Origin of the sequence: Alcanivorax sp. DP30 (assembly GCF_009882945.1) — a bacterium.
In the GTDB taxonomy this organism is placed as follows: Bacteria; Pseudomonadota; Gammaproteobacteria; order Pseudomonadales; family Alcanivoracaceae; genus Alcanivorax.
The window spans coordinates 330,934-346,047 of sequence record NZ_WTUY01000002.1 but is presented as its reverse complement, the minus strand read 5'-3'; the positions used below and the strand labels follow the sequence as shown (position 1 = coordinate 346,047).

Below are 15,114 nucleotides of genomic sequence, written 5' to 3'. Positions count from 1 at the left end.
CAACCAACGACGCGCGAGCGCGCCGCTATTCATTATTAACTACTAATTATTAATTGCCTGCTTTCAGTTCACGGCGACGACGGTGCAGAACCGGCTCGGTGTAACCGCTCGGCTGGGAGCAGCCTTCGAACACCAGCTCAACGGCTGCCTGGAAGGCAACGGAACCGTCGAAGTTCTTGGCCATGGGCGTGTACAGCGGATCATTGGCGTTCTGACGATCAACCACGTCGGCCATGCGCTTCAGGGTTTCCATCACCTGCTCTTTGTTGGTGATGCCGTGGTGCAACCAGTTGGTCACGTGCTGGCTGGAGATACGCAGGGTGGCACGGTCTTCCATCAGGCCCACATCATTGATGTCCGGTACCTTGGAGCAGCCCACGCCCTGGTCGATCCAGCGCACCATGTAACCCAGGATCCCCTGCGCGTTGTTGTCCAGCTCCTGTTGGATTTCCTCGGCAGACAGCTCGCGATCCAGCAGCGGCAGCGTGAGGATGTCGTCCAGCGAAGCACGCTCACGGCTGGCCAGCTTGGCCTGAACCTCAGCCACGTTCACTTCGTGGTAATGGGTCACGTGGAGGGTAGCTGCGGTCGGAGACGGCACCCAGGCACAGTTGGCGCCCGCGTTCGGGTGACCGGCTTTGTTGGCCATCATCTGAGCCATCTCGTCCGGCATGGCCCACATGCCTTTACCAATCTGGGCGTGACCCGGCAGGCCGCATTCCAGACCGATATCCACGTTCCAGTCTTCGTAGGCCTTGATCCAGGCCATGCCCTTCATGTCGCCTTTGCGCGCAAACGGGCCGGCTTCCATGGAGGTATGCATTTCGTCACCGGTACGGTCGAGGAAACCGGTGTTGATGAAGATCACGCGATCGCTGGCCTGACGGATACACTCCTTCAGGTTCACGGTGGTGCGACGTTCTTCATCCATGATGCCGATCTTCAGGGTCTTGTCGGCCAGGCCCAGGGCCTTCTCGACACGGCCAAACAGCTCAACAGCAAAGGCCACTTCTTCCGGGCCATGCATCTTCGGCTTCACGATGTAGACGGAACCGGTGCGGCTGTTGCTCAGCTTGTTGATCTTTTTCAGGTCGTGCATGGCGGCCAGTACGGTGACCATGCCGTCCATGATGCCTTCCGGGGTTTCCTCACCGTTCATGAGGATGGCCGGGTTGGTCATCAGGTGACCCACATTACGGACCAGCAGCAGGGAGCGGCCGTGCAGGGTCAGGGTGGAACCGTCCAGTGCGGTGTACTCACGATCACCGTTCATGGAACGGGTCAGAGTCTTGCCGCCCTTCTCGAAGCTTTCCTGCAGGTCACCCTTCATCAGGCCTGCCCAGTTGCGGTACACCTCAACCTTGTCTTCGGCATCAACGGCGGCAACGGAGTCTTCGCAGTCCTGAATGGTGGTGATGGCAGATTCCAGCAGCACGTCTTTCATGTTGGCTGCATCGTCAGCACCGATGGGGTGGCTCGCGTCGAATTGCAGTTCAGCGTGCAGGTTGTTGTGCTTGACCAGGACACCGGTGGGTGCAGCGGCGTCGCCCAGGAAACCTTTCAACTGGGATTCGTCTTTCAGGCCGGTCTTTTCGCTACCAAGGGAGACAACCAGCTTGCCGTCAACAATGGCGTAGCCTGTGCTGTCCTTGTGGGAACCGGAGGCCAGCGGGAAGTAGTTGTCCAGGAAGTCGCGAGCCCAGGCAATCACCTTGGCACCACGCTTCGGGTTATAGGCGCCGCCTTTCTCCGCGCCACCTTCGTTGGAAATCACGTCGGTGCCGTACAGGGCATCGTACAGGCTGCCCCAGCGGGCGTTGGCCGCGTTCAGAGCGAAACGGGCGTTCTTCACCGGCACGACCAGCTGCGGGCCGGCAATGGTGGCGATTTCTTCATCCACATTCTCGGTGGTGACTTTGAACTCATCGCCTTCCGGGAGCAGGTAGCCAATCTCGGCCAGGAATGCCTTGTACTCGGCCATGTCGATGGTTTGACCCTTGCGCGCCTTGTACCACTCGTCCAGCTGAGCCTGAATGGCTTCACGCTTTTCCAGCAGCGCCTTGTTCTTGGGCGCCAGGTCCTTGAGGATGGCTTCCAGCTCGGCCCAGAAGTGTTCCGGGTCAACGCCGGTACCCGGCGCAATCTCGTTGACTACCAGATCATGGAGTTCGGCAGCGATTTCGAGGCTACCCTTCTGAATACGATCGGTCATGATGCTCCTACCCTTCTGGTCCAGAGAAGTCTTCAGTAAATCGGCGTTTTCCGTGAAACCGGCAGTAACCGGCTTGTCCGACCCAGCAGCGAAGCGGATCGGGCTGTCACATCAACCCCGGGAAGTACGACTGCTGCGAGGCGGCCCAGCCGGGCCTCTCGCGAAAAAAACGGTGGGTATTCTAGCCGAAACGCCGCCGCGAATCATGTTTAGACACAAAAATTAGCGTGACTGTGCGGTCTGCGATCAACCGAACAGATTGACCACATCCAGGCGGTGTGCCTGCTCCCCGCCACGCTGCTGACCATCCTCAAGATTCTCGAAGTCAAACAGGCGAGTATCGGCCAACTGCGACGGCGCAATGTTCTGCATCGCGGCAAAGATGTTCTCGATGCGACCAGGCTGTTCACGATCCCATTTCTGTAGCATTTCCTTGATCACCTGGCGCTGCAGGTTCTCCTGAGAGCCACACAGGTTACAGGGAATGATGGGAAAGTCCTTGAAACCGGAGAATTCGATGATGTCCTTCTCGCGGCAATACGCCAGCGGGCGAATCACGATGTTGCGGTTGTCGTCGCTGCGCAACTTGGGCGGCATGGCTTTCATCTTTCCGCCGTAGAACATGTTCAGGAAGAGGGTTTCTACGATGTCGTCCCGGTGATGACCAAGGGCAATCTTGGTAGCGCCGATCTCCTCGGCAAAGCCATACAGGCTGCCGCGGCGCAGGCGTGAACACAGGCCGCAAGTGGTTTTCCCTTCCGGTACCTTCTCCTTCACGATGGAATAGGTGTCCTTTTCCAGAATGTGGTAAGCCACCCCTTCCCTTTCCAGATACTCAGGCAGGACATGCTCAGGAAAACCGGGCTGTTTCTGGTCCAGATTCACCGCCACCAGCTCAAAGTTAACCGGGGCCGAATGCTGCAGATTCCGCAGGATCTCCAGCATGGTGTAGGAATCCTTGCCGCCGGACAGGCAGACCATCACCTTGTCGCCTTCGCTGATCATGTTGAAGTCAGCAATGGCGCGCCCTACTTCGCGCCGCAGTTTCTTCTGCAGCTTGTTGAAGCGGGTACTTTTTTTGGATTCCTGGGCAGCCAGAGACATTACGTCACCTTCATTTTGCGGATCAGTCGGCGATACAGTGCGGGAAACCAGCGTTTCAGATAGACACCGGCCTTTTCGCGGCCGGCGATGATAACCTGATCGCTTCCCTGCTGCACGGCCTTGAGCAACCGTTCAGCACATTCATCGGCGCTAATGCCCGCCTCCTGGGCGTCATCCATACTCCCCTGGGCGGAGCCGTCGCCAGTGAGCGCGTTAACCGACACCTGGGTGCGAATAAAGCCCGGCATCACCAGCGTCACCCGGATACCGTGGTCGTACTCTTCTGCCCGTAATGACTCGAAAAAACCATGAAGCGCATGCTTGCTGGCGCTGTAAGCGCTGCGCAGCGGCGTGGGCAGCTCACCCACTAGAGAGGTCACCACCACAAAGCGGCCTTCCCCTTGTGCGCGGAATAGCGGGAGTACGGCCTTGGTCAGGGCCACGGTGCCGAAGAAGTTCACTTCCATGATGCGCCGATCCACAGACAAATCCGTGTCTGCTACCAGCGAGCGCTGGGAGATGCCGCCGTTATGGACCACCAGGTCCAACTGTCCGAACTTGCCTTTCACTGCTGCCACGGCAGCGGGCATGGCCTCGCTGTCGGCCAGATCCAGTGGCAGGATCAAATGCTCTGCAGCGTTCACCAGCCCTTCCCGCACGCGTTCCAGCTCTGCTTCCCGGCGCGCAGACAACACCAGCCTGGCACCCCGACGGGCACAGGATCTTGCCACCGCTTCCCCGATACCCGAGGACGCCCCGGTTATCCACACCACCTTGCCTGCCAGGCTCTTGGGCATACTGCTGTCTCCATACGTGTAAGTACTGCAGAGGGTAAAGGGAACGAAGGGTTAATCAAAGACTTACCAGCGCCGCTCAACGCCAGTCAATGAGCACTGTTGATGGGAGGGCCTGCTTGCTGACCGGACACAGAGGCACGAGAGCAAGCGAGTTGCGAGGGACGAGTTTCGAAAGTCAAAAGCGACAACCCTCGCCTGTTCGAAGGTTGTCGCTACGCGAAACGCGTCACTCGCTTCCTGGCCTCTCGTGACGGCAAACCTGCTAGCCGGTTACTTCAACTCTCTGGACGACAGGCCCAGCAGATGCCGCGCCACGATGAGCTGCTGGATCTGCTGGGTACCTTCGAAGATATCAATGATCTTGGAATCCCGGGCCAGTTTCTCGAGCAGGGTTCGTTCCGAATAACCCAGTTCACCGCACAGGGCCACGCACTTGAGCGTCACATCGTTGCCCATACGCCCGGCCTTCGCTTTGCACATGGAAGCTTCCTTGGAGTTTGGCTGGCCGTTATCCGCCATCCACGCCGCCTTGAGGGTCATCAATCGTGCGGCTTCCAGGTCAGCTTCCAGCCTGTAAAGTTCGAGCTCACGGGCACTCAAACTATAAGGAAGTTTCGAGAAGCTTGCCTTAACCCCTTCTTTTTCATAAATTTCACGTGTAATTTCCAGCGCAGCACGAGCCAGCCCCAGCGCCATGGCAGCCACTTGCGGCCGGGTGTTGTCAAAGGTTTGCATGACACCACCGAACGCCTTCTTGCGCGCTTCTTCGCTGTCTGCGATTTCTGCTGAGCCAAGAATATGATCCTTGGGAATCCGGCAATCGTTGAGCGACAGTGCCGCCGTATCCGACACCCGCAAGCCCATCTTGTCTTCCACTCGTACGAGGCTCATTCCCGGGTTATCGCGGGGAATGATGAATGACTTGATAGCCGCCTTGCCCAATTTCTTGTCCAGGGTGGCCCAGACAACCACCGCATCACAACGCTGTCCGCCGGTGCAGTAAATCTTTTCGCCGTTTAGCACCCATTCGTCTCCATCCAGCTGTGCTGTCGTGCTGATGGCAGCGGAATCAGAGCCTGCACCGGGCTCGGTGATCGCCATGGCGCAGTAAAGCTTGCCGTATTTTTCCTTCTGCTCAGCGGTCCCCACCGCACTCACCGCCGCGTTGCCAAGGCCAGTACCGGGGATGGAGAGCATGAGCCCTACATCGCCCCAGCACATGGCTTCCACACCCATGATTCCCATCATGTTGGCGCCATTCCTGATTTCATCGGACGGTGCAGCCTTGTCTCTTGGGCCACGGCCCATGGAAGCCATCATCTGCGCCACCGGCTTCAACTCTTCAGGGGTCTCGCAGTGCTCGATTGCATCATATTTGCGGGAAATGGGTCGAAACACGCCACTGGCCAGCTGCTGGGCCATGGCCTGAACCTGGGTGAGCTTTTCGGGAAGTTCCAGATTAATCATCGTTATCTCCTTGTCTCAGACCATCAGGCTGCCGTGAAGCACGGCAATACTGCGCAGATTTCGGTACCACATCTCCAGCGGGTAATCGCGAACAAAACCCGCACCACCAAATAGCTGAATACCGTTGGTGCCAATGGCCATGGCCTTTTCCATGCACTGGAGATGCGCCAGATACGCCTCCTTGTAGAACGGCAGGCCCTGCTCTGCGCGGCTTGCAGCCCGCAGCATCATCAAGCGCATCCCCTCCAGTTCGATAGCCATGTCCGACACCATGAAGGCCACGGACTGACGCCAGGCAATGGGTTCACCGAACGCCTTGCGCTCCTTCACGTAGGGAATCGCGTAATCAAGTACCGATTGACAGCAGCCCACTGACAAGGCGCACAGACCAATCCAGGAAAGCCCCAGCAGTCGTTCCAGGTCAAAATGAGGAAGACGCTGGTCAGCAGACACCTTGACCTGATCCAGCACCAGCGAACAAAGTCCGGCGCTGCGCAGCCCCATTGCTGGCTCAGCACTAACGGTCAGGCCCTGCGCATCGGCCGGCACAATAAAGGCGCCCGGACCATCCGCAGTCGCGGCCACTACCAGAAACCACTGGCAGGATTCACCAGCGGGTACCAGCCCCTTGCTGCCGGTAAGCGTGAAACTCTCCCCATCACGCTCAGCGCGAGTATGCAGTTCCGTTGGTTCAAAAGTTGCCCGCGGTTCTACCAGTGCCACCGCAGCTCCCTGCCATTGCTCGGATGCCAGCCCGGGGAGCCACTGCTCCTGCTGTTCCTCGCTGCCAAAATCCATCAGTGCATTCACCGCGGCCATAGGCTGCAGGGCAGCCAGAGCATGGGACATATCCCCTGTGCCCAGGTCCTCGCAGGCCAGCGCGTTGGAAAGTGGAGAGCGAGGCAGCCCAACTCCACCCAGGGCTTCCGGTACCGGCATCAGTGCCAGACCGAAGTCATGAATCGCACTGATCAAATCGCTGTTCATTGCCGCCTGGTCATCGGCCTGTCTGGCCGCCGGTGTCAGCGATTCACGGACAAAACGCAGCATGTTTTCACGGGTTATTCGCTGCTCTTCGTTGAGCGTCAGATCGAAAAGGTCTGTGGTCATGGCTTCCTCTTCCAGAATATTCACACCGGTCGGACCTGCTGAATGGCGAGCAGGCTCCAGATAACACCAATCAAACGTTTGTTTGAATGCCAGCTTATCGTGCCCAAATGTCTACACGGTGTCACCCCCCTTGTTTGGGCCTGCTTTGAAAAAATGGTTAATGTAGAATCAAATTGCCATACCACAATAATGAAACAAGGCAGCAAGGCTTACGTGTTTACGCTGATTCCCAAGGATGCACCCGATCGCGCTGTTCGCATTCGCCGACAGCTGATGGCCCTGTATTCCTACTGCCTGCTCTGGTTTGGCACCTTTGCAGGGGTTCAGCTCACTGCGTTTGACCCGGCCACGCCTCATATCACGATTTTCAGCCTGCTTTTTGCCGTTAATGTGGTGTTTTACATACTGCTGCGTAGCGGCATCAGTGAACGCTTCAAAGATCCGAGTCTCACCGTATTCCAGATGATCGCGGGCATCCTTGCGGTCACCGCTGTGCTCTATTACTCGCGCGAATTGCGCGGGGCCATGCTGAGTATCTATTTGATGATCCTGACTTTCGGGGTGATCTCGCTGGATCGCCGCCGCTTACTGATGATGGCGATCTTCATCCAGGCCTGTTTCAGTCTCCTGTTGATTGGCGAAGGCATCCTGGCGCCACAGCAAGTAATCTTTTCCTACCAGCTTGGCCACTGGTTCATTCTTGCCCTGGTGCTCGGGTCGTTCGTCTATGTGGGCGGTTACATCCATAATCTGCAGAGTCGGGTGAGAGAGCAGCGTGAACATTTGCGTCAGGCCCATGATCGGCTTGCCGCCATCGCAATTCGAGATGATCTGACCGGGCTGTATAACCGCCGCTATTTCCTTGGCAGGCTGGAGGAGGAAATGGCGCTGGCCTCTCGCAATGGCTCCCCGCTTCACCTGGCCATTATCGACCTGGATCATTTCAAGCAGGTCAACGACACCTATGGTCATCAGGCGGGAGACGAGGTCATTCGACGCTTCAGTGCTGTTGCCAGCGTGGGCTTGCGTCGCTCTGACATCCTTGCCCGTTACGGTGGCGAAGAGTTCGTCGTTATGTTCCCCCACGCCTCCACCACTGCCTGTGTCGCCGCGCTGAATCGCCTTCGTGAAGAATTCGCCCAACAGCACTATCCCTTCTCGGACGCCCTGACCAACACCTTTTCCGTCGGGGTAGTTCAGTATCAGCAAAACGAAAGTGCGCAGGAGTTTGCCCGCCGGGCTGATGAAGCGCTTTACCAGGCCAAGTCCCAAGGCAGAAATTGCGTGGTTAAGGGCTGACTAGTACGGTCAGAACCATTAACCTGCCGACCACTCAGCCGTTATGCTTGCCCGCCTGGAGGGCCCATGTCTGAAATCACCAATCCCAGCCTCAAAAATACAGTTCGTAACCACTTCAGTGCTCTCGGTGAAGATGCACCGACCTGGACGGAAATCCACGGCCTGCTCTGCGCACTGGCAGTTGGCCCTGTCTCAGAGACAGACTACGCCGCCATGCTCGATCTGGATGTTCCTGAAGACGTAGCAAATGCCATGGAAAAACTCCGCCAGCGGCTGGCTACCCAAATGCTGGCCGGTGAACCCGTTAATCTCCCCTGCCTGCTGGACCCCTATCAAGAGGATGATGGTCAGGACCTGGCAAGCTGGTGTGCGGGTTTCATGACGGGAGTGTTTGAAGAAGAGGCGGCCTGGTATCAGGACGACGAAGAAAAGACCGTGGAACTGATGCTCCCGTTTATCCTGATTTCGGGCCTGGATGAGGATGAAGAACTGGACGCGCTGTGGGAGAACACCCAGGTGGTTCGTCAGATGGCGCTAAGCATTCCGGACCTGCTGGAGGAGTTCTTCCTCCATTTCCATGGTCCAGACGAGGGTGACGAGAACGAATAACCTGCTTTAGACGCGCTCCGGACAGGCAGGGATTCTTGCTGTCTGGAAACAGTCAATGTCAGTTATCCGGACTGATCGACAGATGACTGATGTCCGGCACTTTCACATTCTCCTCTTTCTTCTTCTGCCCTAGATCCTCCCCGACGCCTGCCATGGATAGATGGCTGACATCCGGTGCGGGAGGTGGTGGCGCATGGGTACTGTTGTCCATGTCTTCACCCACATCCGCAACGCTGAAAGGACCGGAAAACCCGGTGCCCCCGGTACGAATGGTGCCAACGGTTTCCAGATCACCACTATCCTGCCCTGATGGGGGCTCATCACTGACTGGGGAGGATTGCACGCCAACGGCGGAGTCAAAGTTTGAGGCAGGTGGCGCAGACTCTGATGGAGGAACAGGAGGCGCACTGGCTTCAGCCGCCCCGGACGCGAGAGGCTTGAGTACACACTCCGCACCCGCTTGCTTCAGCGCTGCGCGAAATTTCATCGCGGTAGCCTGGTCCGCATCCTTTTTCAGTATCACAGGCTGACCACTGAACAGCTTCTCGACCTTGGCAGCATCCATCTTGAACAACCGCCCGAGATTAGCCTTGACGGTGTCCGGGTCGGCACCTTTCACCAACTCACCGGTAAATACAACGTGGAAACGGGCGTCGCTCATCACGGATTCCTTTTCAAGCCGTGCCAGAGCAATTCTGACACGGTGTTTCTGTTAACTGGCACAGATCAATTCATCTGGCTGGCCGAGAATTCAGCCAGTGCCAGAATGGTTCGTGATGGATTCAGGCCCAGTGACTTCGGCACCATGGCACCATCAATCACGAACAGATTGGGATAGTTGAACACCTCTCCGCGGTAATCCACAACACCCTGGTCAATGGTGTCTGCCATATTGCACCCCCCCAGTGGATGCGGGGTGATCAGATCCTTGAACAGGGACCAGGTCGCCGGGGTGGTCGGATCACCACCGGTGGCCCTGGTCAGTGCCAGGTGTCGATCCGCCAGTCCCTGTACCGCCTTCTCTGCCTTGCGATAGTCCCAATCCAGTTTCAGTGTGGTTTTCTTCCAGGGCCAATACCAGCGACGCCCCAGATAAAAGCGACCACCGGGCTCATCCATGGCCTGACCAAACCAGGGCATGATATTGCTGAAGGGATCACTCTTGTCGCCGTAACGAAGCATGGCATTGCCCAGGCGGCTTCGGGCAATAATGGAGCTCTTGCCCATTGCTTCCAACCAATTGCCCAGTACATCCGGGATACCCCCGTCCTCTACAAAATAGCGGGCGCCGCCATCGCTACCGTCAAGGTAGTCAATGGCACTGGAAATGGTTGGCCCACGGGTTGGCGATATGACCTTGTTTTCGTAACTTGCAGGGGTGGCGAAATCACCATTACAGGTCCAGTTATTGCCAAGGCGCCGGCTCAGGCGAGGCAGTGTGCGGTACTGATCACGACAGCGCAGCAGCAATTCCGTGGAGCCCACAGAACCCGCGGCCACGATCACTTTGTCAGCACGAAATACTCGCCAGCACTGGCCATCCAGATCCCGGGCACGGACTTCATAGCCGCCCCCTGCCAACGGCATGATGGTACGAACATGGTGCAGCGGGCGAACCTCAGCTCCGGCGGTTTCCGCCGCTGCCAGATAATTGAGATCGAGAGTGTTCTTGGCCTTGACCGGACAGCCAAGGTCACAGTTACCGCAATGGGTACAGGTGCCCTGCTCCTTGCCCTGAGCATTTATCCAGCTTTTGCTGTGCCGGTAATCATAAGGGTCCTCGTCCATATCGCTGGACCAGTCCGGGTTGAAGGTGACAGCCTGATCGACCATTCGGAAGCGATGCCCATCGCCCACGGCCTCCGCCGCCTCTTTCATCAGCCGGGTGCGCGGCGTCCACTGATTGTCCGGCAAGGTCTGAACGTTCATCATCACACCGGCCGCGTCATAGTGCGGCTTTAGTGCCTGATAGCTGATGGCCTCAGGCCAGCCACTGTCGAAGGTTTCGGGTGTGGCTTCGATGCTGACATTGGCGTAAATCAGCGAACCACCACCCACACCGGCCCCCATGGCTACGCTCATGTCACCAAAGTAACGAAAATCAATCCAGCCGTTCTGTTTTTCCGGCTCGCTTTCATCCCAAAGCCAGTTTTTCTGGCTAACCGAGGGATAATCCGAAGGCAGCCAGCGTCGCCCCCGCTCCAGAACAATAACCTTGCTTCCCTTCTCTGCCAGTCGGCACGCCATGACCGATCCACCAAAGCCACTACCGACAACCAGGACATCCACTTTTTCCATGTTTTCCTCAATGTATTATTCACGACACATATCCATGTCATGGTTTTTAATCATCAAATTGCACTATAAAATCTGCCGCCAATCCTGTCTATTTACAGCGCTTTCCAGTAACCTTCCGTTCCTTGTTTTTTGCCCTTTCCTGCCTTCTGCGTATTAGCCCTGCCCCATGGAACAAATCGATTTCGTCACCGTTGAAGAACAGCAACGCCCTCGCAAACGCAACGGGTCAGGCACCACTCGAGCGGCACGCACAGCGAAAAAAACCACACGCCAGGGGGCGGCTCGTGAAGGCTACCGCCGGCTCACCGCAGACATTCCGGCTGATCTGCACAAGCGGCTAAAGATGCAGGCGCTAATGGAAGATCGTTCAGTCACCGAACTGATTGTCCAGGCTGCAGAAAGTTTTCTTCGTAATCGCGATTAAAGCCCTCGTACGGTTGGAGCCTCAACCGCCTGCTACCGTCATTACATCTTCATATCTCTGTCACGCCTTCGCACTGGAAACCCGTCACCATGGCCTGAAATTGTCCAAGGAGGCTCGATCATGGCTACTGACCTGTTCCTGCTCGCCTGCGCATTGTTATTCGCACTCTGCTTCCGGTTTCTGTTTCGACACCTGCCCCAGGAGCGTTGGCAATTTGTCGCTTCACTGCCCCTGAGAAAGAACGGGGATGGCTCCTGGCAAGGGCTTAACCTGACATTCTATGGGCTGTTTACCGGTTTCGCCGGTGGACTAGGTGTGGCCACCTTCATTTTGCTGACTGCTGCGGTGCAGGTATCACTGACCACCTCCCTGCTCCTTACCCTCGGTGTACTCACCATCTGCTTGCCTGCGGCGAAAATCATTGCCACTGTGGTAGAGAAGAACCGCCACGGCTTTACGGTCGGTGGCGCCAGCTTTGTGGGCATCCTCATTGCGCCACTGTTTCTGTGGATGGCGGACGTGCTGTGTCAGCGATACGGAAACATTTCATTGCCGGTGTTGCCCATGTTGGCAGCCATGGCCATTGCCTATGTGATTGGTGAAGGGATTGGGCGGCTGGCCTGTATCAGCTTTGGTTGCTGTTACGGCAAAGCCCTTGATCAGTCGCCACAATGGGCAAGGAAATGGTTTGCCTCCCTGCATCATGTCTTTATCGGCAAGACCAAGAAAATTGCCTTCGCGGGTGAGATGGAATCGGTGCGTGTCATTCCAATCCAGGCGATAACCTGCGTGCTTTATACCGCCCTCGCCCTGATTTGTGCCGCACTCTTCTTCCATGGGCAATTCGGCATTTCCTTTTCTCTGGCCCTCATCGGCAGCCAATTATGGCGGGCTTGGTCAGAAACCCTGCGTGCGGATTACCGCGGTGGCAGCAAATGGTTCTCCGCCTATCAGGCCATGGCGCTATTTTCAGTCCTGTACGGCATCCTCATCAGTATCTTGATGCCATCACACACCAGTCTGGCCCCCAGTCTTGCCGACGGTTTGAACGCGCTATGGTCACCCGGCGTTATTCTCAGCCTCCAGTTGATCACTGTGGTCATGTTCTTCTTCTCTGGCACCAGCACCATCACCACCGGAGAATTACGGTTTGGACTGGCAGCGGACTGGCGGCATCAGGCGGGATGCGGGTCGGAAGACTGCGAGAAAGGCAGCAAGGTAGCTGCCTGAAACAAGTAACACACTACAGCACAGCGCGGACCAGGGGTTTATCGCACCCGAAGCTGTGCTGGCTTCATGCACAACGATAAAGGGGCCAGCGTTAAACTAAACCAGCGCCACGGCCTTTACCTGCGCATAAATCCGTTCCCCGGCAATGATACCCAGATCCCGTACTGAACGAGAGGACAGCCTGGCCAGCAACGGCTGGGATTCCAACTCGAGCTTCACCAGCTGCTGCCCTGCACCTGCCGGCATCACCTCAATCACTGTGGCCGGAAGAATATTCAGGATACTGGAGTGCACTGGCGGTACCCGGCACAGACTGACATCGCGGGCAGCGATCCGTAACCGCACCACCGAGCCGTTACCCTTGGCTGCGGCAGTGGGCACCAAAAATGTGGCAGCTCCCACCCGTACTGTTTGCAGATGATCCACCGCATCGAAGTCACCACAATCACCCTGCAACAAGGAAGACGCATCTGTGCGGTGTGCCAGTGGGCCGGATAACGAGGCCAGAGCCGTACTTGTGGTCCCCTGAACCGTGACCCTGCCCTGCTCCATCAACCAGACCCGATCGGCAAGCAGAATGAGCTCATCAAGACTGTGTGTCACATAGAGAATCGGCACCGATCCGGAAACCGCCTGTATCATCCCCAGCAGACTTTCGCGATGGGGCAGATCCACGGCAGACAAGGGCTCATCCAGTAACAGCATGCCTGGCCGGCCGATCAGGGCACGCGCCAACGCCACACGCTGGGCTTCGCCACCGGACAGCTTGTCAACCTGACGCTTCAGCAGATGCTCAATGCGAGTCTCTGCTATGATCCGCGCCAGTTCATCGCCATTGCCACGCCGCTTCAGCACATAGTCCAGATTACCCTGAACAGACAAGTGCCGAAACAGTGTCGGCTTTTGCATCAGCATGCCAAGGGGGCGTTGCCAGACGGGCAAGGGGCGGCTCCCTTCTTCCTGCCAGGCCTGCTCACCAAAGCGAATGCTGCCTTCACAGGAATGCAAGCCGGCCAGCATGTTCAGCAGCGTACTCTTGCCGGTGCCGGATGGGCCAAAGAGAACCGTTACCCCGCTGGGAGCTAGCTGCCCGGCAGCTTCTATGCTCAATGTGCCGGCCTTGCCGGTAATGGCAAATTCAAGACTCACCACCAGGTCCCCACTGAGCGCCGGCGCTGCCAGCGAAAAAGCCACCAGAGCATGACCAGCGAGACAACCAGCAGCACCAGCGCCAGACGATGCGCACTGGCGTAATCACCGGCTTCCACGTGTTCATACAACGCCACCGAGGCCACCCGTGTCTCGCCCGGCAAACTGCCTCCTATCATCAACACCACACCGAATTCACCCAGGGTGTGGGCAAATCCCAGCATGCCAGCACTCAGATATCCCAATCTCGCCTGCGGCAGAACCAGGCTGAAAAACCGGTCCAGTGGACTCGCTCCACACACTGCTGCCATGGCCAACTGATCAGATTCGAGACTGGCAAAGGCATTCTTCAGCGGCTGCAGAATAAAAGGCAAAGAGTAGATCACCGAGCCAATCACCAATCCTGGAAAGCTGAACGCCAACGACCGGAGCCCCCCCAACTCGGCAAACCAGCCGCCCGGGCCATCGGGGCCCAACATGAGAAGCAAATAAAAACCCAGCACGGAGGGCGGCAGCACCAAAGGTAACGCCAGGAGCGCCTCCAGAAACGCCTGGCCCTGCCAGCGACGCCTGGCCAGCACCCACGCCAGGGGAGTACACACCAGCAGCAACACGACAACAGTTACCAGCGCCAGCTGGATACTCACCCACAAGGCTAGCCAGTCAGCATTAGTCAGCATCTGGCACCCGGTAACCATGGCTGGTGATGATATTTTCCGCCGACTCACTGAAGAGGAATTGATAGAACCGGGACACGTCCGGATTGTCGCTCAACTGTATGGCGCTCTGGATAATGGCGGGATACTGCTCCTGGGGAATCTGCCAGAGAGCCCCGTCCTGCTCACGGACCTGGCTGTAAGCGACAAAAGCTGCGGCGGCAGCACCACTATGTGCGAAGTGATAACTCTGGCCAACATTTTCGGCCTGAACCAACACCACGCTGCCAGGGAGGTTCAGTTCATCAAGCACATAACGGGCTGCGAGTCCGTAAGGGGCCGTGCGAGGGTTCGCCATTGCAAGAGGGTGAATCTGCCCGTGGCGGAGGGAATCTGCCGTCAAATCCAGATCAGGCTGGGGAGACCAGAGAACCAGTACACCGCGGGCGTAGGCCCTTACGGTATCCGCAAGACCAATATCCTCCTCGGCCAGCTCACGGGGACGGCGAGAATCTGCCGCCAGGAACACATCATAGGGAGCACCCTGACGAATCTGCGCGGCCAACTTACCCGTGGATGCCACGGTGAGTGAGATACGGGTATCCGGGTAATTCGTTTGATACTGCCTGACAACGTCGCGAAGGGGCTGAGCAAAGTTGGCGGCGACCGCAACCTGGATTTGACCGGCAGCGGCCTTGCCGACAAGGGCAACAAACAACAGACAGGACAGCAGACGCATTCGAACCTCACTCAACCGTT

14 protein-coding genes are annotated in these 15,114 nt (G+C 57.4%); 4 read left to right on the top strand and 10 right to left on the bottom strand.

The genetic code is table 11. The annotated features are described in order from the left end of the window. Positions 1-49 precede the first annotated feature (49 nt). The 5 genes from GQF00_RS02160 to GQF00_RS02140 form a co-directional block, all read right to left on the bottom strand. Positions 50-2,212 carry a malate synthase G gene (locus GQF00_RS02160; protein ID WP_161317514.1) on the bottom strand — a complete coding sequence of 721 codons (2,163 nt, stop codon included), beginning with the start codon at positions 2,210-2,212 and terminating at the stop codon, positions 50-52. Positions 2,213-2,458: 246 nt separating this feature from the next. Next, positions 2,459-3,316, bottom strand: a complete 858-nt coding sequence (gene ttcA / locus GQF00_RS02155) for a tRNA 2-thiocytidine(32) synthetase TtcA (protein ID WP_161317513.1) — start codon at positions 3,314-3,316, stop codon at positions 2,459-2,461. After that, complete coding sequence (locus GQF00_RS02150; protein ID WP_161317512.1) at positions 3,316-4,113, bottom strand: SDR family oxidoreductase; 798 nt, start codon at positions 4,111-4,113, stop codon at positions 3,316-3,318. The genes ttcA and GQF00_RS02150 overlap by 1 nt, the downstream gene beginning before the upstream one ends. Positions 4,114-4,383: 270 nt before the next feature. Further along, positions 4,384-5,580: an acyl-CoA dehydrogenase family protein gene (locus GQF00_RS02145; protein ID WP_161317511.1), complete on the bottom strand. Its 1,197-nt coding sequence runs from the start codon at positions 5,578-5,580 to the stop codon at positions 4,384-4,386. Positions 5,581-5,595: 15 nt separating this feature from the next. Next, complete coding sequence (locus tag GQF00_RS02140; RefSeq protein WP_161317510.1) at positions 5,596-6,690, bottom strand: acyl-CoA dehydrogenase family protein; 1,095 nt, start codon at positions 6,688-6,690, stop codon at positions 5,596-5,598. A 213-nt stretch (positions 6,691-6,903) separates the two neighbouring features. Between GQF00_RS02140 and GQF00_RS02135 the strand changes: the two genes are divergently transcribed. Next, the gene (locus GQF00_RS02135) at positions 6,904-7,989 is read left to right on the top strand and encodes a GGDEF domain-containing protein (RefSeq protein ID WP_370519448.1); all 1,086 of its coding nucleotides are present in this window, start codon (positions 6,904-6,906) and stop codon (positions 7,987-7,989) included. A gap of 66 nt (positions 7,990-8,055) precedes the next feature. Further along, a complete protein-coding gene (locus GQF00_RS02130; protein ID WP_161317509.1) occupies positions 8,056-8,598 on the top strand; it encodes a YecA family protein in 543 nt (180 codons plus the stop codon). Between the two features lie 58 nt (positions 8,599-8,656). Here GQF00_RS02130 and GQF00_RS02125 read toward each other — a convergent pair whose 3' ends face one another. Then, the gene (locus GQF00_RS02125; protein WP_161317508.1) at positions 8,657-9,259 is read right to left on the bottom strand and encodes a hypothetical protein; all 603 of its coding nucleotides are present in this window, start codon (positions 9,257-9,259) and stop codon (positions 8,657-8,659) included. Between the two features lie 65 nt (positions 9,260-9,324). Continuing rightward, a complete protein-coding gene (locus GQF00_RS02120) occupies positions 9,325-10,896 on the bottom strand; it encodes a GMC oxidoreductase (RefSeq protein ID WP_161317507.1) in 1,572 nt (523 codons plus the stop codon). 166 nt (positions 10,897-11,062) lie between these two features. Between GQF00_RS02120 and GQF00_RS02115 the strand changes: the two genes are divergently transcribed. Continuing rightward, positions 11,063-11,320 (top strand): hypothetical protein, encoded by a 258-nt coding sequence (locus tag GQF00_RS02115; protein ID WP_161317506.1) that lies wholly within the window; start codon positions 11,063-11,065, stop codon positions 11,318-11,320. A 120-nt stretch (positions 11,321-11,440) separates the two neighbouring features. Beyond that, a complete protein-coding gene (locus GQF00_RS02110; RefSeq protein ID WP_161317505.1) occupies positions 11,441-12,550 on the top strand; it encodes a prolipoprotein diacylglyceryl transferase family protein in 1,110 nt (369 codons plus the stop codon). A gap of 96 nt (positions 12,551-12,646) precedes the next feature. Here GQF00_RS02110 and modC read toward each other — a convergent pair whose 3' ends face one another. Genes modC through modA form a run of 3 tightly spaced genes read right to left on the bottom strand, consistent with a single transcriptional unit; the run spans position 12,647 to position 15,094 of the window. Continuing rightward, on the bottom strand, positions 12,647-13,699 hold the full coding sequence (gene modC, locus GQF00_RS02105; RefSeq protein WP_161317504.1) for a molybdenum ABC transporter ATP-binding protein: 1,053 nt from the start codon (positions 13,697-13,699) through the stop codon (positions 12,647-12,649). Further along, positions 13,696-14,379 (bottom strand): molybdate ABC transporter permease subunit, encoded by a 684-nt coding sequence (modB, locus tag GQF00_RS02100; RefSeq protein ID WP_161317503.1) that lies wholly within the window; start codon positions 14,377-14,379, stop codon positions 13,696-13,698. Before modB ends, modC begins: the two co-directional genes overlap by 4 nt. Beyond that, positions 14,369-15,094, bottom strand: coding sequence for a molybdate ABC transporter substrate-binding protein (modA, locus tag GQF00_RS02095; RefSeq protein ID WP_161317502.1), 726 nt, complete (start codon positions 15,092-15,094; stop codon positions 14,369-14,371). The genes modB and modA overlap by 11 nt, the downstream gene beginning before the upstream one ends. Positions 15,095-15,114: the final 20 nt, after the last annotated feature.